The sequence below is a fragment of the Streptomyces sp. NPDC015130 genome, from assembly GCF_043080005.1.
Classification (GTDB): domain Bacteria; phylum Actinomycetota; class Actinomycetes; order Streptomycetales; family Streptomycetaceae; genus Streptomyces.
In genome coordinates, this window is sequence record NZ_JBIBVC010000018.1 from 160184 (window position 1) to 178521 (window position 18338).

17 protein-coding genes and 1 pseudogene are annotated in these 18338 nt (G+C 72.9%); 12 read left to right on the plus strand and 6 right to left on the minus strand.

What is annotated here, in order from left to right; all coding sequences use genetic code 11:
- Positions 1 to 242 precede the first annotated feature (242 nt).
- Genes ACF08F_RS30920 through ACF08F_RS30940 form a run of 5 tightly spaced genes read left to right on the plus strand, consistent with a single transcriptional unit; the run spans position 243 to position 5717 of the window.
- Positions 243 to 2033, plus strand: a complete 1791-nt coding sequence (locus ACF08F_RS30920; RefSeq protein WP_392301826.1) for a lipid II flippase MurJ — start codon at positions 243 to 245, stop codon at positions 2031 to 2033.
- Complete coding sequence (locus ACF08F_RS30925; protein ID WP_392301827.1) at positions 1930 to 2739, plus strand: polysaccharide deacetylase family protein; 810 nt, start codon at positions 1930 to 1932, stop codon at positions 2737 to 2739. Before ACF08F_RS30920 ends, ACF08F_RS30925 begins: the two co-directional genes overlap by 104 nt.
- Positions 2736 to 3869, plus strand: a complete 1134-nt coding sequence (locus tag ACF08F_RS30930; RefSeq protein WP_392301828.1) for a glycosyltransferase — start codon at positions 2736 to 2738, stop codon at positions 3867 to 3869. Before ACF08F_RS30925 ends, ACF08F_RS30930 begins: the two co-directional genes overlap by 4 nt.
- A 13-nt stretch (positions 3870 to 3882) precedes the next feature.
- A complete protein-coding gene (locus ACF08F_RS30935; RefSeq protein ID WP_392301829.1) occupies positions 3883 to 4581 on the plus strand; it encodes a lipopolysaccharide biosynthesis protein in 699 nt (232 codons plus the stop codon).
- Complete coding sequence (locus ACF08F_RS30940) at positions 4578 to 5717, plus strand: GNAT family N-acetyltransferase (RefSeq protein WP_392301830.1); 1140 nt, start codon at positions 4578 to 4580, stop codon at positions 5715 to 5717. The genes ACF08F_RS30935 and ACF08F_RS30940 overlap by 4 nt, the downstream gene beginning before the upstream one ends.
- Positions 5718 to 6248: 531 nt before the next feature.
- On the opposite strand, the pseudogene ACF08F_RS30945 reads toward ACF08F_RS30940, so the two are convergent.
- Positions 6249 to 7391 (minus strand): annotated as a pseudogene (locus tag ACF08F_RS30945) (glycoside hydrolase family 26 protein); the annotation flags it as partial.
- Positions 7392 to 7548: 157 nt separating this feature from the next.
- Here ACF08F_RS30945 and ACF08F_RS30950 point away from each other — a divergent pair.
- A complete protein-coding gene (locus tag ACF08F_RS30950; protein WP_392301831.1) occupies positions 7549 to 8874 on the plus strand; it encodes an ATP-grasp domain-containing protein in 1326 nt (441 codons plus the stop codon).
- A 34-nt stretch (positions 8875 to 8908) separates the two neighbouring features.
- Entirely contained in the window at positions 8909 to 10165 is a 1257-nt protein-coding gene (locus ACF08F_RS30955) for an FAD-dependent oxidoreductase (protein ID WP_392301857.1), read from the plus strand.
- 75 nt (positions 10166 to 10240) lie between these two features.
- Here ACF08F_RS30955 and ACF08F_RS30960 read toward each other — a convergent pair whose 3' ends face one another.
- Positions 10241 to 10474, minus strand: coding sequence for a chaplin (locus ACF08F_RS30960; protein WP_392301832.1), 234 nt, complete (start codon positions 10472 to 10474; stop codon positions 10241 to 10243).
- A gap of 170 nt (positions 10475 to 10644) precedes the next feature.
- Complete coding sequence (locus tag ACF08F_RS30965; RefSeq protein WP_392301833.1) at positions 10645 to 11058, minus strand: rodlin; 414 nt, start codon at positions 11056 to 11058, stop codon at positions 10645 to 10647.
- A gap of 218 nt (positions 11059 to 11276) precedes the next feature.
- Between ACF08F_RS30965 and ACF08F_RS30970 the strand changes: the two genes are divergently transcribed.
- The 3 genes from ACF08F_RS30970 to ACF08F_RS30980 all read left to right on the plus strand — a co-directional run bounded on the left by ACF08F_RS30970 (position 11277) and on the right by ACF08F_RS30980 (position 13628).
- Positions 11277 to 11687 carry a rodlin gene (locus ACF08F_RS30970; RefSeq protein ID WP_392301834.1) on the plus strand — a complete coding sequence of 137 codons (411 nt, stop codon included), beginning with the start codon at positions 11277 to 11279 and terminating at the stop codon, positions 11685 to 11687.
- 395 nt (positions 11688 to 12082) lie between these two features.
- A complete protein-coding gene (locus tag ACF08F_RS30975) occupies positions 12083 to 13123 on the plus strand; it encodes an LCP family protein (protein WP_392301835.1) in 1041 nt (346 codons plus the stop codon).
- Between the two features lie 97 nt (positions 13124 to 13220).
- A complete protein-coding gene (locus ACF08F_RS30980) occupies positions 13221 to 13628 on the plus strand; it encodes a rodlin (RefSeq protein ID WP_024757810.1) in 408 nt (135 codons plus the stop codon).
- A gap of 77 nt (positions 13629 to 13705) precedes the next feature.
- Here ACF08F_RS30980 and ACF08F_RS30985 read toward each other — a convergent pair whose 3' ends face one another.
- From ACF08F_RS30985 to mca, 3 genes are all read right to left on the minus strand, one after another.
- Positions 13706 to 15733: a thioredoxin domain-containing protein gene (locus ACF08F_RS30985; protein WP_392301836.1), complete on the minus strand. Its 2028-nt coding sequence runs from the start codon at positions 15731 to 15733 to the stop codon at positions 13706 to 13708.
- Positions 15734 to 15992: 259 nt separating this feature from the next.
- Entirely contained in the window at positions 15993 to 16229 is a 237-nt protein-coding gene (locus ACF08F_RS30990; RefSeq protein WP_392301837.1) for a hypothetical protein, read from the minus strand.
- Position 16230: 1 nt separating this feature from the next.
- A complete protein-coding gene (mca, locus tag ACF08F_RS30995; protein ID WP_392301838.1) occupies positions 16231 to 17112 on the minus strand; it encodes a mycothiol conjugate amidase Mca in 882 nt (293 codons plus the stop codon).
- A gap of 99 nt (positions 17113 to 17211) precedes the next feature.
- Between mca and ACF08F_RS31000 the strand changes: the two genes are divergently transcribed.
- Positions 17212 to 17613, plus strand: coding sequence for a DUF4307 domain-containing protein (locus tag ACF08F_RS31000; RefSeq protein ID WP_392301839.1), 402 nt, complete (start codon positions 17212 to 17214; stop codon positions 17611 to 17613).
- 189 nt (positions 17614 to 17802) lie between these two features.
- Complete coding sequence (greA, locus tag ACF08F_RS31005; RefSeq protein WP_150266605.1) at positions 17803 to 18300, plus strand: transcription elongation factor GreA; 498 nt, start codon at positions 17803 to 17805, stop codon at positions 18298 to 18300.
- Positions 18301 to 18338: the final 38 nt, after the last annotated feature.

Consider the following 18338-nt stretch of genomic DNA (forward strand, 5'->3'; position numbering starts at 1 on the left):
AGCCGGAGCCCACGGACACCCCGTGGCCCGGCGCCCCGCGCCCCGCTTCCCGGCCGCCCTGCGGCACCCCGCTGACCGACCCCTGGCAGACCGCGCCTCCGGGCCCCACGGACCCCCCGTGGACCCCGGAGGCCTCGGTGCTGCCGGGGGCCGGAACTGGGGCGGGGGCGGCAGCCGGGGCCGGGGCCGGGACGGCCGTACGGACCGACCGCGTGCCGGCCGACGGAACGCATGCGGAGGCAGTGCGTGCCGACGCAGTGCGTGGGGTCGGAGTACGGGCCGACGGGGTGCCGGCCGACCCGGTGCCGGTGCGGGCGCCGCGCGGCCGACGCGCCCACGCCCGGGCGCGGGTGCGGGCCGGGGCCGACCGGGTGCAGGGGCGGGGCTTCCTCGCGAAGGCCGCCGCCGTGACCGCCGCCCTCACCGCCCTCGGGGCGCTGCTCGGGCTCGTACGCGACCAGATCCTGGCCGGGTACTTCGGCGCCGGCGCCGAGACCGACGCCTTCCTGGTGGCGTGGACGGTGCCCGAGTTCGCCTCGACGCTGCTCATCGAGGACGCGCTGGCCCTGATCCTGGTCCCGGCCTTCTCCCGGGCGCTCGCCCGCCGTTCGGGCAGCCTCTTCGGGGATCCGGTGCGCGCCCTCGTGCGCGGCACCCTCCCCCGGCTCACCCTCGTCGTCGCGGTCGCCGCCGCCGCGCTGATCCTGGCGGCGCCGCTGGTCGTCTCCGCCCTCGCGCCCGGCCTGCCCGACCCGCGGCTCGCCGTCGACTGCACCCGGCTGACCGCGACCTGCGTGCTGTCCTTCGCGCTGGTGGGGTACTGCTCGGCCGCGCTCCGCGCGCACGGCTGCTTCCTGCCGCCGGCCGCGATCTACGTCGCGTACAACGTCGGCATCATCGGCACGGTCCTGGTGCTGCGCGAGCCGTGGGGCGTGCGGTCCGCCGCCGCCGGGGTCGCCGTCGGCGGGGTCCTGATGGTCCTCGTCCAGGCGCCGTCGCTCCTGCGCGAGCTGCGGGCCCGCCCGGTGCCGAAGGAGGAGCCGACCGCGCTCGCGCCGGACGGCGGGCAGGAGGGGCGCATCCTGGTCCTCGGGCTGATCGCGCCCGTCGTCGCCTTCTCGCTCTTCCGCCAGTCGCAGACGCTCGTCGAGCGGTTCCTCGCCTCGCCGCTGCCCGCCGGGGCCATCTCGTATCTGAACTACGCGCAGAAGGTCGCGCAGATGCCGATGATCCTCTCCCTGATGCTGTGCACGGTCAGCTTCCCCGTGGTCGCCCGGGCGCTCGCGGCGGGCGAGACCGAGGCGGCCCGGCGCCGGGTCGAGCGGGACCTGCTGCTCGCGGCCGTCGTCGTGCTCGTCGGCGCCTCGACGGTGATCGCCGCCGCCCCCAAGATCGTCGAACTGCTCTTCGAGCGCGGGGAGTTCGACCGCACGGCCACCGTCGCCACCGCCGCCGTCATGCGCGTCTACTCCCTCGGCCTCCTCGGCCAGACCATGGTCGGCGCCCTCGTCCGCTGCTACTTCTCCGCCGCCCGCCCCCTCTGGTACCCGGCCGCCGCCATGGCCGCCGGGCTCGCCGTGACCACCGTCGCCGGCATCCCCGGGGCCCATTACTGGGGCGCCGTCGGCATCGCCGCCGCCAACGCCCTCGGCATCACGTGCACCGCCGTCCTGCTGCTGCGCGGCGCCCACCGCCAGGCCGTGCCGGTCCAGGTCGACCGGCTCGGCGAAGGGCTCCTCCGGCTCGCCACCGCCGGCGCGTGGGCCACCGGCGCCGGCTGGCTCTGCTCGGTCGGGATCGACTCCCCCGCCCTCTCCGTCACCGTCGCCGCCGCCGTCGTCATCGGTGTCTTCCTGCTCTTCATCGCCTGCGCCGCCAAGGCGCCGGAGATCCCGCCCCTGCCCCGCTCCGCCTCCCGGAGGACCGACCATGCCCGCCCCCACCGCGCTGCGCCGACTGCTGCCGAAGCCGCCCCTGTGGGTGAAACCGCCCCTGTGGGTGGCGATGTACCACTCGATCACGGACCCCGGTGACGACCCGTACCGCGTGACCGTCTCCCCCGTCCGCTTCGCCCGGCAGATGCACTGGCTCGGCGACCGGGGGCTGCGCGGGGTCTCGGTGCGGGAGCTGCTCGCCGCCACCGCGGCAGGGCGCGCCGAGGGGCTCGTCGGGCTCACCTTCGACGACGGCTACGCCGACTTCCTCGACTCGGCGCTGCCGCTGCTGCGCCGCCACGGCTTCACCGCCACCGTGTACGTCCTGCCGGGCCGGCTCGGCGGCGAGAACGCCTGGGACACCGAGGGCCCGCGCAAGACGCTCCTCGACGAGGACGGCATCCTGCGGATCGCCGCGGCCGGCATGGAGATCGGCTCCCACGGCCTCACCCACCTCGCGCTCACCGAGGCCGACGACGCGGCCCTCGCGGACGAGACCCGGCGCAGCCGCGAGCTCCTGGAGGAGATGACCGGCGACACCGTGGACGGCTTCTGCTACCCGTACGGGAAGGTCGACGGGCGCGTCATCCACGCCGTACGGAAGGCCGGCTACCGCCACGCCTGCGCGATCGACCCCGGCCCGCACACCAGCGCGTACGCCCTGCCCCGCATCCACATCGGCGAGAACGACACGTCCTGGCGGCTCACGGCCAAGCGCGTGCTGCACCCGCTGCGCCGCCGCCACCCCGTCGACGTGTTCCCCTCGCCGGCCCAGACCGGACCCGCCGTGGTCGGTGCGCCATGAGGGTCCTGCACGTCATCACCGGGCTCGGCATCGGCGGCGCCGAGCAGCAGCTGCGGCTCCTCCTGCGCCACCTCCCGGTCCAGCACGGGGTGGTGACCCTCACCAACCCCGGCGCGGTCGCCGCGGGCATCGAGTCCGACGGCACCCCCGTCACCCACCTGGGCATGGCCGGCAACCGCGACCTCGGCGCGCTCCCCCGCCTCGCGCGGATCGTCCGGCAGGGCCGCTACGACCTCGTCCACACGCACCTCTACCGGGCGTGCGTGTACGGCAGGCTCGCCGCCCGCCTCGCCGGGGTCCGCCGGGTCATCGCCACCGAGCACTCGCTCGGCGAGGCCCAGATCGAGGGCCGCCCCCTCTCCGCGGGCACCCGCGCCCTGTACCTGGCCTCCGAGCGGCTCGGCACGTCCACGGTCGCCGTCTCGCCCAGCGTGGCCCGTCGCCTCGCCGACTGGGGGGTGCCCCCGGCCCGTATCCAGGTGGTGCCCAACGGCATCGAGACCGGCCGCTTCGCCTTCGACGCCCGCGCCCGCCGCCTCACCCGGGGTGGCCTCGGCATCCCCGAGGACGCCTACGTCGTCGGCGGTGTCGGGCGGCTCGCGCCGGGGAAGCGGTTCGACCGGCTCGTCCGGGCCGTGGCCGCGGTGCCGGAGGCCCGGCTGCTCCTCGTCGGCGAGGGCGAGCACCGCGAGGAGCTGCTGCGGGTGGCCCGGGAGTGCGGGGCCGCCGGCCGGGTGCTCCTCGCCGGGGCCTGCGAGGACCCGCCGCCCGCCGCCTCGACCGGCCCCTCGCTGCCCCAACTGCTCTCCGCCATGGACGCCTTCGTGTCCACGTCCCCCGACGAGACCTTCGGACTCGCGGTCGTCGAGGCGCTGGCCGCGGGCCTTCCCGTGCTGTACGTGGCCTGCCCCGCGATCGACGACCTGCCGCCGGACGCGGCTCCGGGCGCGCGCCGGATCGGCGAGTCGGTGCCCGAGCTGATCTCCGCGCTGCGCGGCATCCGGGACGCCCGGCTCGCCCGGCTCCCACAGCCGGCGGCCGCCCGCCGCTACGACATCGCGCGCAGCGCGGGGCAGTTGATGTCCCTCTACGACCAGGCCGTCCACGGCACCCCCTCCCCCGCGAAGTGAGAGAGCCCGCACGATGAAGACCACCCCAACCCGCTCCTTCCCGCCCGCCGGGCTGCGCCGCCCCGGCCGCTGGGCCGTGCTCCCCGCGGCCGTCCTCGCCGGAGCCGCGCTCGGCGGCGGGTACGGAGCGCTCAAGACCCCGCAGTACGCGGCGGTCAGCTACGTCATCGTCGTACCGGCCGAGAAGTCCGACCCGGCCGCGGCGCTCGGCTTCGCCCAGGCCTACGGGCGGGTCGCCACCGACATCGCGGTGACCGGCGACGCCCAGGTGTGGGCGGGTGTCACCGCCGACACCCTGCGCAGGAGCGTGCAGGCGGCGACGTCCCCGGACGCGCCGATGATCTCGATCACGGCGCGGGCCGAGAAGCCCGCGAAGGCCGTGTCCATGGCCGACGGGGTGGCCCGCGCGCTCGTCCTCAACAGCACGCACGTCGCGGGCAGCACGGGCGTCAAGGTCGTCCAGTTCTCGCGCGCCACCAAGCCCGTCGCCCCGGTGTCCCCGTCGGCGCCGCTCTCCGCGCTCGTCGGCGCCTGTGCGGGCGGGCTCCTCGGCGGTCTGGTGCTGCTCGTCCGCCCGAAGCGCGGTACCGCGCGCGGCGAGGCCCGGCACTCCCGGCAGACTCCCCCGGCCGCCCCGGGCACGTCCGCCGCCTCCGCCGCGGTGCCCGCGCCCGCGGCCGCCTCGCACCAGCCGGAACCGGAGGCGGTGTGACCCCGAGAGCGCTGCGGACCGAGATCTGCCGTGACGAGGAACGGTTCGGGGGGCTGGCGGCCGAGTGGACGGCGCTGTACGGGCGCTGCTCCTCCGCCACCCCCTTCCAGTCCCACTCCTGGCTGCACTCCTGGTGGCTCTCCTACGGGCGGCCCGGTGCGCTGCGGGTGGTGCTCGTACGACGGGAGAGCGGCGAACTCGTCGCCGCCGCGCCCCTGATGCGGACCGGCGGGCCGCTGCCCGTCCTGACCCAGCTGGGCGGCACCATCACCGACTTCACGGACGTGCTCCTCGACGAGGACTGCCCCGAGGCGGCGTCCGCCCTGGCCGGCGCGATCGCCGGGGCGGCCGGGGGCGCGGTCGTCGACCTGCGGGAGGTGCGCCCCGGCGCGGCCGTCGAGCGGGTCCTCGCCCACTGGCGCGGGCCGCGCCGGCGGCTGCCCGACTCGCTGTGCCTGGAGCTGCCCGCCGTCCCGATGGAGGGCCTGCTCGAACGGATCCCCTCCGGGAAGGCGCAGCGGGTCCGCGCGAAGCTCCGCAAGCTCGACGCCCTCGGCATCGACTCGCACGTCGTGACCGGCGACGAGGTCCCGGCGGCCCTCGACCGGCTCCTGCGGCTCCATCAGCTCCAGTGGCAGGGGCGGGGGGTGACCGCCGAGCACACGAGCAGCCGTTTCGCCCAGCACCTCGCACGGGCGGTGCGGCCGATGGTGGAGCGCGGCGACGCGATGGTCACCGAGTTCCGGCTCGCCGGGGACGTGGTGGCCGCCGACCTGACCCTGATGTCCCCGCGGCTCGCCGGCGGCTACCTGTACGGCGCCGACCCGGCGCTGCGGGCCCGCAAGGTCGACGTGGCGACGATGCTCCTCCGCCACGGCGCCCGCGAGGCCGGCACCGGCGGCCGGGCCACGCTGAGCATGCTGCGCGGCACGGAGGCGTACAAGCAGCACTGGCGCCCGGAGACCGTCCGCAACCAGCGCCTGATGCTCGCCGGCCGGCGTACGGCCCCGCTCCTGTGGCTGCGCGCGGGCGCCGCCGACGGCCGCCGCTGGGCGGCCCGCCAGGCCCGTGAGCGCGCCTGGGTCGGCCGCGCCCTGGCCCGGCTCCCCGGACGGACGCCGAACGGCGGCGGATGATCTCCGCCGCCGTCCGGGTCCGGTCCGGTCGGGTCAGAAGGGCCAGACCCCCGTCAGGGCGTCCTTCCAGTCGAGGTCGACCTCGTCCTTCCAGGAGCTCTTCGGGACACAGACGGGCCCGCCGATCCAACTCTCCACCCAAGAACCGAGGTTCACGGTCCAGCAGTCGGGCTCGGGCTTCGGCTCGGGCTTCGGTTCCGGCTTGGGCTCGGGCTTCGGTTCCGGCTTCGGCTCGGGCTTCGGCTCGGGCTTGGGTTCCGGCTTCGGCTCAGGCTTCGGTTCCGGCTTGGGCTCGGGCTTCGGCTCGGGCTTGGGTTCCGGCTTCGGCTCAGGCTTCGGCTCGGGCTTCGGTTCCGGCTTCGGCTCGGGCTTCGGCTCGGGCTTGGGTTCCGGCTTCGGCTCAGGCTTCGGCTCGGGCTTCGGTTCCGGCTTCGGCTCAGGCTTGGGAACCGGAACCGTCGGGTCTGTCGGCTCGACGGGGTCGGTCGGATCCACAGGATCCACAGGATCCACCGGGTCGACAGGGTCGACCGGATCCACGGGATCAACAGGGTCCACCGGGTCGACAGGGTCCACGGGGTCGACAGGGTCCACCGGATCCACCGGATCCACCGGATCCACCGGGTCCACCGGGTCCACCGGGTCCACGGGAACCTCGGGAATCTCCGGCTCCACCCCGAACAGCGTCTGCCGGAACACCAGTGACGACCGCGGATTGTCGTCGCACTGCCAGACGCCGTGCGGACAGTAGTCCGTGATCGTGTGGTACAGCGGCTTGTGCTGCTTCATCCATTCCAGCATGCGCCGCATGTAGACGGGGTTGTCGCCGTTACGGAAGAGACCCCATTCGGGATAGGAGATCTGCTTTCCGTGCTCCGCGGCGAAATCGACCTGCTTCTGGAGCCCGTAAGGCTCGCTCACGTGTTCGTCGAAACTCATTCCCGGCGGCTGGTCGTACGAATCCATGCCGATGATGTCGACGACGTCGTCGCCCGGGTAGCACTCGGTCCACGGCACGGCGTCGCGGCCGCGGCTGGGATTGAAGTCGAAGCGGAACTCCTGCCCCGGGACGGAGCGCATCGCGGTGACGATGCGGTTCCAGTACTTCTTCCAGGCCGCCGGGTCCGGCGCGCACCGGTGGGTGTACGTCGTGCCGTTCATCTCCCAGCCGAGGACGATGACGGTGTCGGTCGCCCGGAGCCGGACGAGCCGCTCGGCGAGGGCCGTGAAGTGGTGGTCGTAGTACCCGGCGGCGCCCAGCTGGAGCTGGCGGCGGACCTCGTAGTCGGAGACGCCGGCCTCGTTGCGCTCCAGCATGGGGACGTTGAGGACGAAGAGCCGGTCCTCCTGCTCGTTGCGCCAGTCCGCCCAGGCGTCGAGGAAGCCGGGCGGGCCCTCGATGTTCTTCCAGAGGTCGCCCGGCAGGTAGGTGTGGCCGACCCGGAGTTCGCGTCCGCCGAGCCACCTTTCGAGCTCCGCGATGCGGGCGACCCCGAGCTCGCCCGAGTCGAGGAAGGCTCCCATGGCGCTGGAGAGAGTCGGACCGGGGTCCTTCGTCGTTACGGATTCGGCGGCATGGACCGGGGACGACAGGACGACCGATCCCGAGGCGAGGAGACCGGCGGTGAACACCCCCAGCCACGCTCTCGATGTTCTCCGCTGCGCAGCTCCCATGGCCACTCCTTCTCGTCGCTTGCTTTTTGATGATCCGTCAATCCGATTCTCCGAAAGTATTCCTAATGAGCCGACCGTGAACTCGGCTTCCCTTGGATCAGTAGTCCATTAGAGGATTTCATCGCCCAGTTGGGGCACCCGAGATGAAGGGCATGCCGTGCCGCGCCGTCAGAGTTTCGACACCCGCGTCCCCACCGTCCTCGTGCGGCTCGACCGGAATCCCTTCCATCACGGCACACTCGGGGCCGCGCGATCGCTGGGACGGGCGGGAATTCCGGTGCACGCCGTCATCGAATCGAGCACCAGTCCGGTCGCCCGGTCGCGCTATCTGGTCTCGGCCCGCACGGGCCCCGCGACGCCGTCGTCCGTCGAGCTCGCGGCCCTGCTGACCCGGATCGCCGACGAGATCGCCGAAACCACGGCCGACGGGCCGTCACATCCCGTACTGGCCGTCCCGCTGGACGACGTCAGCGCGCTCGCCCTGGCCCGGCGGCGCGCCGAGCTCTCCCCGCGCCTCCTGCTGCCCGAGCAGACCGAGGAACAGCTCCTCCGGGTCGCGGACAAGGCCGGGCTCGCCAGGACCTGCGCGGCGCTGGGGCTGCCCCATCCGCGTACCGAGATCCCGACCGGCACCGACGAGGCCGCGGCCATGGCCTGGTCGCTGGGGCTGCCGGTGATCGCCAAGTGGAGCAGGCCGTGGCTGCTGCCGGCCGGCCGGGGGCTGCGCAGCACGTCGATCGTCCGGTCCCTCGCCGAGGTCCGGGAGTTGTACGCCCGCACCCCCGAGGCCGGGAGCAGGCTGCTGCTCCAGGAGCTCCTTCCGGCGGGCCGGGACCTGGACTGGTTCTTCCACGGGTACGTGGACTCGTCCGGCCGCTGTGCGACGGGGTCGACCGGACGCAAGGAACGCTCCTGGCCCGACGGCGCGGGCCTGACGGCCGTGGGCCGCTGGACGGCGAACCCGGCGGTGGAGCGGGCGGCCCGTGAGCTGCTCGACGCGCTCGGCTACCGGGGCGTGTGCGACCTGGACTTCCGGCTCGACCGCTCCACGGGCGCGTACCACCTGCTCGACTTCAACCCCCGGCCCGGCGCGCAGTTCCGGCTCTTCGCCGACGCCGAGGGCCTGGACGTCGTCCGGGCGGCGCACCTGGACCTGACCGGCCGTCCGGTGCCGCCGCACTCCCCCGCGTACGGCCGCCGGTTCGTCGTCGAGAACTACACGGCGCTCTCGCTCGTCACCTCCCCGCGCCGCCGGTACGCGGCCGAGCCGGCCGGCGGCCCGCGGCCGCGCACCGAGTGCGCCTGGCTCGCGGCGGACGACCCGTGGCCCGCGCTGGCGATGGGCCGCGCCTGGCTGGCGCACCTCCTGCGCAGGGCCTGCCGCGCGGTGGTCCGGCGCCTCGGCGCGGGCCGGGCCTCGCCCCCGGCCGCCCTCCCCGCACCACCGCCCCGCACCACCCCCGACCAGCTCACCCCACGATGAGAACGATGAAGGCGGAAGCACGATGTCGAAGTCGATGTACGACCTGGTGGTCGTCGGGGCCGGTCCCTACGGTCTGTCCGTGGCCGCGCACGCGGCGGCACACGGGCTCTCGCTGCGGACCTTCGGCCGCTCCATGGAGTCCTGGCACGCCATGCCCTCGGGCATGTTCCTGAAGTCGGAGCCCTGGGCCTCGCACCTCTCCGACCCGGAGGGGTCGTACGGACTCGACGCGTACGCCGTGACGCGGGGCGTCCGTGCCGAGCACGGCGTTCCGCTCCCGGTCGGCTTCTTCGCCTCGTACGGAGACTGGTTCGCCCGGCAGGCCGTGCCCGCGCTCGACGAGCGGCTGATCGCCTCGGTCGCGCCCGCCGCCGAGAACTTCGAGCTGCGCACGGAGGACGGCGAGTCGCTCCGGACGCGGACGGTGGCCCTCGCCGTCGGGGTGCTGCCCTTCATGGAGATCCCCGGTCCGCTGCGCGGCCTCCCCCGGCGGTACGTCACCCACTCCAGCCACCACGGCGAGCTCGACGGCTTCGCGGGGCGGGACGTGACCGTCGTCGGTGCCGGCCAGGCCGCCCTGGAGACGGCCGCGCTCCTCACCGAGCAGGGTGCCGCGAGCGTCCGGATCCTCGCGCGCGCGGACCGGCTGAACTGGAACACCCTGCCCCCTGCCCTCGACCGGGGGCCGTGGCGCTCGGTGCGCGCCCCGCACACGGGCCTCGGCTGCGGCTGGCGCAACAAGCTCTACGCGGACACCCCGGGGGTCTTCCGCAGGCTGCCGGCCGCCACCCGGGAGCGGATCTTCGACTCGGCGCTGGGCCCGGCGGGCGCGTGGTGGCTGCGCGAGCGGTTCGCGGCGGTCGGGGACGTACGGCTCGGGCAGCGGATCGTCTCGGCGACGGTCACCGGGGACGAGCGGCTCCGGCTCGACGTCGCCGGGCCCGGGGGGACCTCGGTCCTGGAGACCGACCACGTCGTCGCGGCGACCGGCTTCACCCCGAGCCTGGAGCGGGCGGGGATGCTCGACCCGGCGCTGCGCGGGGCGCTGCGGACGGTCGGCGCGGTCGGCGCGCCGGAGGTCGGCGGGCTCTTCGAGTCCTCGTGGCCGGGGCTTTTCCTCGCCGGGCTGCTCACGGCCCCGTCGTACGGGCCGTCGATGCGGTTCGTGTTCGGCGCGGAGTACACGGCGGGCCGGCTGGTGAAGGGGGTCCGGCAGCGGCTTCGGCCGGGCGCGCGGGGCGGGTCCGTCGGCCGGCCGCGGACGGGCGCGGAGGCCCCGGTCACGGCGTAGCGCGTACGGCACGGGGCCGACCCCGGAGAGCGGGTGCTCTCCGGGGCCGGCCCTTGTGCCTGTGTGCCGCCGGGCTCAGGCGTTGATGCAGACGTTGCCGGCGGCCGGGTTCAGCGCGCCGATGACGTTCACGCTGTTGCCGCAGACGTTGATCGGGATGTGGATCGGGACCTGGACGACGTTGCCCGAGAGGACACCCGGCGAGCCGACGGCCACGCCGTGGGCACCCGCGTCCGCGAAGGCGGGCGACGCCACACCCATGGCCAGGACGATTCCGGCGACGACAGCCGCGGCCTTCTTGCAGTTCATTGCGTCTGGATCCTTTCTGAGACGACAGACATTTCACGGAAGACAACGAACAGGTCACGGAAAGGAAACCGCAATTTCGACGGCTTTCGCTCTTTCACTCCATTGCACGCACGAAACAGGGCCGGAGGGAACGTGGACGTTCCCTCCGGCCCTGTCGTGCGCGGTGCGGATCAGCCGTTGTAGGCGCCGTTCCCGGAGAGGACCGGGATGTCCTCCAGGATGTGCGACAGCGGCTCGTCGCCCTTGGCCTGGGTGGAGTTCTCCGCGCACTGCTGGTTCTGCGGCGAGGAGAGGACGTTGATGTCCTGGACGGCGACCGGGACGAGGACACCGATGACGGAGCCGACGTTGCCCTTGACCGGGGCGCCGAGGCACAGCTTGTTCAGCGAGCCCTGGACGGCCGAGAACTGCGGGCTCATGTCACCGGTGGTCTTCGAGTTGCCGAAGGACTGGTGGGCGCCGTTGCCGCTGAGCGAGGTGGTGCCCCCGTCGTTGGCGATGGCGAGCGCCGGGGAGGCCGCCGCGGCGGAAGCGCCGACAACAGAGGCCGTCACAGCCGCAGCCGCCATAATCTTCTTGATCACGGTGATTCCGTTCCTGTTCCCACCAATCGACCTGATTGATGCGACGGGATCAACTGCGGTCGGGGGCTTTGGTTCCGGGCCTTCACCCGTTCGACTGGAGCACCGTTTCGCGCTGCCGAGTGCGCTCGGCCAAGGGGGTGACACAGCGGAACCCCGAGGTCCGGGGCCAGTTGATCAGGGGGCTCCCTGCACGGAGCCGGTTCTAGAAGGGAACTCCCGTGATCAAGAAGGTTATGGCCACTGCGGCCGCAGCCGTCTCCATCGTCGGCGCCACCGCCGCCGTGGCCTCCCCCGCCCTCGCCATCGCCAACGACGGCGGCACCACCTCGCTGTCGGGCAACGGCGCGCACCAGGAGTACGGCAACTCCACCACGTACGGCAACATGAGCCCGCAGTTCGCGCTGGTCCAGGGCTCCCTGAACAAGCCGTGCATCGGCCTCCCGGCCAAGGTCAACGCCGGTTCGCTGATCGGTGCCATCCCGATCGCGGTCCAGGACATCAACGTCCTGTCCTCCCCGCAGAACCAGCAGTGCACCGAGAACTCCACCCAGGCCAAGGGCGACGAGGCCCTGTCGCACATCCTGGACGACATCCCGATCCTCTCGGGCAACGGCGTCGGCAACAACTGACGTTCCGCTCACGCGTGAGGGGCCGCCCACCCAGGGCGGCCCCTTCTCGTTTCCCGCTGCTCGCACCCCCTCAGGGGCGCGGCCAGACGGGGGTGGCCATGAGCCGTTCCCATTCCCGGTCCGGCATTCCCGGGACCGTGCGACCCGCCTGCACCCACTGGGTCACCAGTGCGGAATAGACGGGGAATGGGGTGCGGTCGTCGATCGGTCGGTCACTCACGTACCGGCTCTTCGGAATGAAGGCCATCCGTTCCCATTTCCCGGGACCCGGCGCCATCTTCGCTCCCTCCGCTGCGATTCACGCATCATTACACAGGCGCCGCAGGAGAGTGATTCGCTCTGCCCATGTCGCGTCGGGCACCTCTGTACGAGCGGGGTCGAATTAGCGTGCGGGCATGAATTCCCCGCGTCTGAAGGGGCCACGGAGTCTGCTGCTCGCCCCCGCGGCCCTCGCCGCCCTGGCCGTCCTCGTTCCCGGCGCTCTCGCCCTGGCGCCCACCGAACTGCCCGAGCCGGAGCAGGGGCTGAACCTGCTGGTGGTCGGCATCGACACCCGCAAGGGTGTCACCGAGGAGGAGAAGGAACGTTTCAAGCTCGGCGGTCAGGCGTGCGACTGCACGGACGTGATGATGCTGGTGCACGTGTCGGCGGCGAACGACCGGGTCGACGTGGTGAGCCTGCCGCGCGACTCGCTCACCACCCTCCCCGCCGACCACCGCGACCGGCGGACCGGGAAGGTGCACGCCGCCCATCCCGCGAAGATCAACAGCGCCTGGGCGGAGGGCGGTTCCTCGTTCGCGGTGGAGACCGTCGAGTCGATGACCGGGCTCCCCGTGCACCGGTACCTGGAGATCGACTTCCGGCGGTTCATGGACACCGTGGACCGCGTCGACGGCGGGGTCTCCGTGTGTACGGCGGAGCCCCTTAAGGACCCCTCCACCGGCATCGACCTCCAGCCCGGGACCAAGCGCGTCGGGGGCGGTGAGGCGCTCCAGTACGTCCGCTCGCGGAAGGCGGACGGGCAGATGGACTTCGGCCGGATCCAGAAGCAGCAGAAGTTCGTCGTCAACACCCTGGAGCGGCTCCGCGAGGGGATGCTCGACGACCCGGAGCGGCTGGTGGACCTAGCCGCGACGCTGCGCGGGACGGGCGCGGCCGAGCGCGGGATCTCGCCGGAGGAGCTGCTGGAGCTCGCCGGCCGGCTGCGGGAACTGCCCCCGGAGCGGATGGCGCTCGCGACGGTGCCCGTACGGGGCTTCAACGCGAACATCGAGGGTGTCGGGTCCACGCTCGCCTGGGACGAGGAGGGCGCTGCGGAGGTCTTCGCGCGGCTGCGTGAGGACCGGCCGCTGCCGGCCGCGGAGGAGGTCGCGCCGAGCACGATCCCGGCCGCCACGTACCGGCCGGCCGAGGGTTCCTCGCTCATCTGCCCGTAGTCCGTCCGGTGGACATACCGGAACCTCCGGACTTCTCACCAGTTGATCAGCGCGGCTCGGCACTCAGCACGAGCCAGTATCCGAAAGGCCTGAACTAATGAAGAAGCTCTTGGCTACGGCTGCTGTGGCCGCGTCGGTCCTCGGCGCGACGGCGGCGGGTGCCGGACAGGCGCTCGCGATCGCCGACGACGGTGGCACCACCTCGCTGAGCGGCAACGGTGCCCACCAGGAGTTCGGCAACTCCGCCACCTACGGCAACATGAGCCCGCAGTTCGCGCTCGTCCAGGGCTCCCTGAACAAGCCCTGCGTCGGCCTCCCGGCCAAGGTCAACGCCGGTTCGCTGATCGGTCTCATCCCGATCGCGGTCCAGGACGTCAACGTCCTGTCCTCCCCGCAGAACCAGCAGTGCACCGAGAACTCCACCCAGGCCAAGGGTGACGAGCCTCTGTCGCACATCCTCAGCGACATCCCGGTCCTGTCCGGCAACGGCGCCGGCAACAGCTGAGCCACGGCGCTCTGCGCGGCGGCCCCGCCGCCCCTCCTCGGAGGGGTGGCGGGGCCGTCCCCGTTACGGTGCCGGGCTCACAGCCTCGCGGCGAGCTCGGCCGGGTCGGTGACGGGGGCCTCGCACACGAAGTGACGGCAGACGTACGCGGCGGCCCGGCCGGCCACCAGCGGCCGGTCCTTGAGGAGCGGGAACTCCTCGCTGTCGGGGGCGCCGGTCGCGAGCACCGCGCCGGGGGCGGTGGCCAGGAGCGCGGTACGGCGCAGCTCCTGGAAGGCCGTTTCGTCGGGGGCGCCGACGACGGCGATCTCGCGGGGGCCGTCGAGGAGGGCCTCGGCGACCGCCAGGCCCCAGCCGATGAAGCGGGGCGCGCGGGGGCCGAGGGCCTTGACGACGCCGAGGGCTCCTTCGGCGGCGGCCCGGTGGGCCTCGGAGCCGGTGTGGGCGGCGTACGAGAGGAGCGCTCCGGCGGCGGCGGTCCACCCTGAGGGGGCGGCGTTGTCCGTGGGGTCCTGCGGGCGGCGGATGAGGGTCTCCGCGTCGTGGGCGGTGTCGTACAGCGCGCCGCCCTCGGCGGTGAAGCGGTCGACGACGAGGTCCAGGAGGAAGCCGGCGAAGTCGAGCCAGGCGCCCTCGCCGGTGACGGCGGCGAGGGCGAGGAAGCCCTCGGCGACGTCGGCGTAGTCCTCAAGGACCCCGTCGTTGGTGCCGGCCCGGCCGTCCTTCGAGGTGCGGGTGAGCCGGGCGGTCTCGTCCATGTGGACGCGGACGAGCAGGTCGGCGGCCTCGGTGGCACGCTCGATCAGGTCGGGGCGGCCGAGAAGGGCGCCGGTCTCGGCGAGGGCCGCGACGGCGAGGCCGTTCCAGGCGGCGACGACCTTGTCGTCGCGGCCGGGGCGCTCGCGCTCCTCGCGGGCGGCGAGGAGGCGGGCCGCGATCGAGGCGATCCGGTCGGCGTCGGCGACCGCGGTGTCGACGGACCGCGGGAGCTGGAGGACGGAGCTGCCGTGCTCGAACGTGCCGCCCTCGGTGACGCCGTAGTGGGCGGCGGCGAGGGCGGCGTCCTCGGCGCCGAGGACGGCGGTCAGCTGCTCCGGGGTCCAGACGTAGTAGGCGCCCTCGACGTGCTTGCCGGTGCCGTCGTCGGAGTCGGCGTCGAGCGCGGAGGCGAAGCCGCCCTCGGGGGTGCGGAGCTCGCGGACCATGAAGTCGGCGGTCTCCAGGGCGACCCGGCGGGCCAGGTCGCTGCCGGTGGCCTTCCAGAGGTGCGCGTACAACCGGCACAAAAGGGCATTGTCGTAGAGCATCTTCTCGAAATGGGGCACAACCCACGCCCGGTCGACGGCGTAGCGGGCGAAGCCGCCGCCGAGCTGGTCGTAGATGCCGCCGCGGGCCATGGCCTCGCAGGTGTCGGCGGCCATCTGGAGGGCGCCCTCGGAGCCCGTACGGGCATGGTGGCGGAGCAGGAACTCCAGGGTCATCGACGGCGGGAACTTGGGTGCGCCGCCGAAGCCGCCGTGGGTGGCGTCGTACTCGCGGACGAGGCCCAGGAGGGCCTGCGCGAGCTCCTCCTGGCCGGGGACGCCGTCGCCGCCGTAGGCGAGGGAGCGGCCCGCGAGGTCCTTGACGATGCGGTCGGCGACCTCGCCGACCTCCTCGCGCCGGTCGGCCCAGGCGTCACGGACGCCTTCCAGGACGTCGGGGAACGAGGGCATGCCGTGGCGGGGCTCCGGCGGGAAGTAGGTGCCGAAGTAGAAGGGGGCGGCGTCCGGGGTGAGGAAGACCGTCATGGGCCAGCCGCCCTGGCCGGTGGCGGCCTGGACGGCCTCCATGTAGACGGCGTCGACGTCGGGGCGCTCCTCGCGGTCGACCTTGACGGCGACGAAGTGCTCGTTGACCAGCGCCGCGATGCCGTCGTCCTCGAAGGACTCGTGCGCCATCACGTGGCACCAGTGGCAGGAGCTGTAGCCGACGCTCAGCAGCACCGGGACGTCGCGGCGGCGGGCCTCCTCGAAGGCCTCGGCCGACCAGGGCCACCAGTCGACCGGGTTGTCGGCGTGCTGCAGGAGGTACGGGGAGGTCTCATGGGCCAGTCGGTTCGCCATAAGGCCCATCCTGCCCTGCCGCCCCGGGCTCGCGCGGTAGGGCTCCCCCGTCGGGCGCAGCCAGGGCCTGTCCCGCGAGGAGCAGCGGCAGGCCGGCGACGCCGCTCATCGCCGCCCCGGACGGGCGGGGCACGCGAGACCGCGCGCCGAGCCGTCCGGTCCGGTCATGACGCCGGTACCCGTCCGGAAACCGCGGGCCGCTCCGCCGGTGCAGCCCTGCGGCCCGTACCGCCGGGGTACGGGCCTCAGGGCGTCGGCGTCACTTGCCGGAGGCGCCGGCCGAGGCGGCCGGGCCGGACGGGGCCGCGTCCGGGTCGGGGGCCTCTTCGAAGGAGACCTTGCCCATGTGGCGGTTCATCGACTTCATCAGCATCCAGACCGCGAGGGCCAGGACCGCGAAGACGACGAAGCCGAGGACGCCGGGGGTCACCTTGTTCTTGTCCAGCTCTTCGGCGGCGAAGGGGACAAGCTGGGTCAGTGCCAGGTGTGCGCTCATGTCAGGCATTGTCGCGGATGCCCGCGAAGAGATCTTCCTCGGGGAGGGAGGTCGGCACCAGCGCCTTGCTGAGCTCGTACTCCTCCGTCGGCCAGACCTCCTTCTGGATCTCCATGGGGACCCGGAACCAGCCGCCGTCGGGGTCGATCTGGGTGCGGTGGGCGATCAGGGCCTTGTCGCGGGTCTCGAAGAAGTCGGCGCAGGGCACGAACGTGGTCAGCGTCCGCTCCTTGCGCTCGAACTCGCTCCAGCGCTCCAGCCACTCGCCGTACGGGGACTCCAGGCCGCGGGCGATCAGCGCCTCGTGGAGGGCGGTGGTGCGGGGGCGGTTGAAGCCCTGGTTGTAGTAGAGCTTCAGGGGCTGCCAGACCGGGCCGAACTCGTCCTCCGGGTACTTCACCGCGTCCGTCGCGCCGTCGAAGGCCACCATCGTGATCTTGTGGGTCATGATGTGGTCGGGGTGCGGGTAGCCGCCGTTCTCGTCGTAGGTCGTGATGACCTGCGGGCGGAACGCGCGGATCTTGCGGACCAGCGCGCCGGCCGCCGTGTCGACGTCCTCGAGGGCGAAGCAGCCCTCGGGGAGCGGGGGCAGCGGGTCGCCCTCGGGGAGGCCCGAGTCGACGAAGCCCAGCCACTCCTGGGAGACGCCGAGGATCTCGCGGGCCTCGTCCATCTCCTTGCGGCGGACCTCGTGGATGTTCGCCTCGATGTAGGCGTCGCCCTGGAGCTGGGGATTGAGGACCGAGCCGCGCTCGCCGCCCGTGCACGTCACCACGATGACGTCCACCCCCTCGGACACGTACTTGGCCATCGTGGCCGCACCCTTGCTCGACTCGTCGTCGGGGTGGGCGTGAACGGCCATCAGTCGCAGCTGGTCAGTCAAGACTCGATCCTCAGTGATTCGACGCGGAGGCAGGCTTCTATAGTGACGGAATCGGGGGAGGGAAAATTCCGCCACCCCCGGGCTTCGAGAGGAACCACCATGAGCGCGGTGCGAGAGCAGCTGCCCGAAGGGCGCTACGGGCGCTCCGCGGACGAGCGGGCCGACCGCAAGCTCAAGGTGACCGGCGCCGTGCTCGGCGTCCTCTTCCTCGGCCTGATGGGCTGGTTCGGCTGGCACTACGTCGTCGACAGCAAGATCAGCGCCGAGATGATCAAGTTCGACGTGGTGAGCCCCACCGAGGTGCAGGTGCACCTGGAGGTCCGCAAGGACGAGGGCGTCGAGGGCGTCTGCACGCTGCGGTCGCGCTCCGAGGACGGCATCGAGGTCGCCCGCAAGGATGTGCGGATCGTCGACCCGGCCGGCCGCGTCGACGAGGTCTTCACGCTCCGTACGACCGCGCTCGCGACGAGTGCCGAGCTCGTGGGGTGTACGGCGCGATAGCGGTGGGTAGGGACCGGGTGACGAGTCCCGGCGGGTCACGCGCGTGACCTGGGGCGACGGCATCTCGATGATGTATGTCCTCCCGCTTTTCGCCACTCATTGTTAGGCTCGTGGTTTCGCCCGCCCGGGAAGCGCCCGCTGCCCGTGTTGGGCGATGCTTTGTATTCCCAGTACCTACGAGGAGCACCTGTGACCCAGACCAGCGACAACGTCACCTGGCTCACCCAGGAGGCGTACAACAAGCTCAAGGGTGAGCTTGAGTACCTGTCTGGTCCCGCGCGTACCGAGATCGCGGCCAAGATCGCCGCCGCGCGCGAAGAGGGAGACCTGCGCGAGAACGGCGGGTACCACGCGGCCAAGGAGGAGCAGGGCAAGCAGGAGCTCCGGGTCCGCCAGCTCACCCAGCTGCTCCAGCACGCCAAGGTCGGCGAGGCCCCGGCGGACGACGGCGTCGTCGAGCCCGGCATGGTCGTGACGATCGCCTTCGACGGCGACGAGGACGACACGATGACCTTCCTGCTCGCCTCCCGCGAGTACGCGAGCGACGACATCGAGACCTACTCCCCGCAGTCGCCGCTCGGCGTCGGCGTCAACGGCAAGAAGGCCGGTGACGACGCCGAGTACGAGCTGCCGAACGGCAAGAAGGCCACGGTGAAGATCCTCAGCGCCAAGCCGTACACCGGCTGAGCCTGCGCTCTTCCCGCCGCGCTGCGAAGGGCCGGACC

Excerpts from the sequence above, each read along its gene's own strand:
- ACF08F_RS30925 (WP_392301827.1), top strand. The coding sequence starts at position 1,930 with ATGCCCGCCCCCACCGCGCTGCGCCGACTGCTGCCGAAGCCGCCCCTG.
- ACF08F_RS30930 (WP_392301828.1), top strand. The coding sequence starts at position 2,736 with ATGAGGGTCCTGCACGTCATCACCGGGCTCGGCATCGGCGGCGCCGAG.
- ACF08F_RS30935 (WP_392301829.1), top strand. The coding sequence starts at position 3,883 with ATGAAGACCACCCCAACCCGCTCCTTCCCGCCCGCCGGGCTGCGCCGC.
- ACF08F_RS30955 (WP_392301857.1), top strand. The coding sequence starts at position 8,909 with ATGTACGACCTGGTGGTCGTCGGGGCCGGTCCCTACGGTCTGTCCGTG.
- ACF08F_RS30960 (WP_392301832.1), bottom strand. The coding sequence starts at position 10,474 with ATGAACTGCAAGAAGGCCGCGGCTGTCGTCGCCGGAATCGTCCTGGCC.
- ACF08F_RS30975 (WP_392301835.1), top strand. The coding sequence starts at position 12,083 with ATGAATTCCCCGCGTCTGAAGGGGCCACGGAGTCTGCTGCTCGCCCCC.
- ACF08F_RS30980 (WP_024757810.1), top strand. The coding sequence starts at position 13,221 with ATGAAGAAGCTCTTGGCTACGGCTGCTGTGGCCGCGTCGGTCCTCGGC.
- ACF08F_RS30985 (WP_392301836.1), bottom strand. The coding sequence starts at position 15,733 with ATGGCGAACCGACTGGCCCATGAGACCTCCCCGTACCTCCTGCAGCAC.
- ACF08F_RS30990 (WP_392301837.1), bottom strand. The coding sequence starts at position 16,229 with ATGAGCGCACACCTGGCACTGACCCAGCTTGTCCCCTTCGCCGCCGAA.
- ACF08F_RS31000 (WP_392301839.1), top strand. The coding sequence starts at position 17,212 with ATGAGCGCGGTGCGAGAGCAGCTGCCCGAAGGGCGCTACGGGCGCTCC.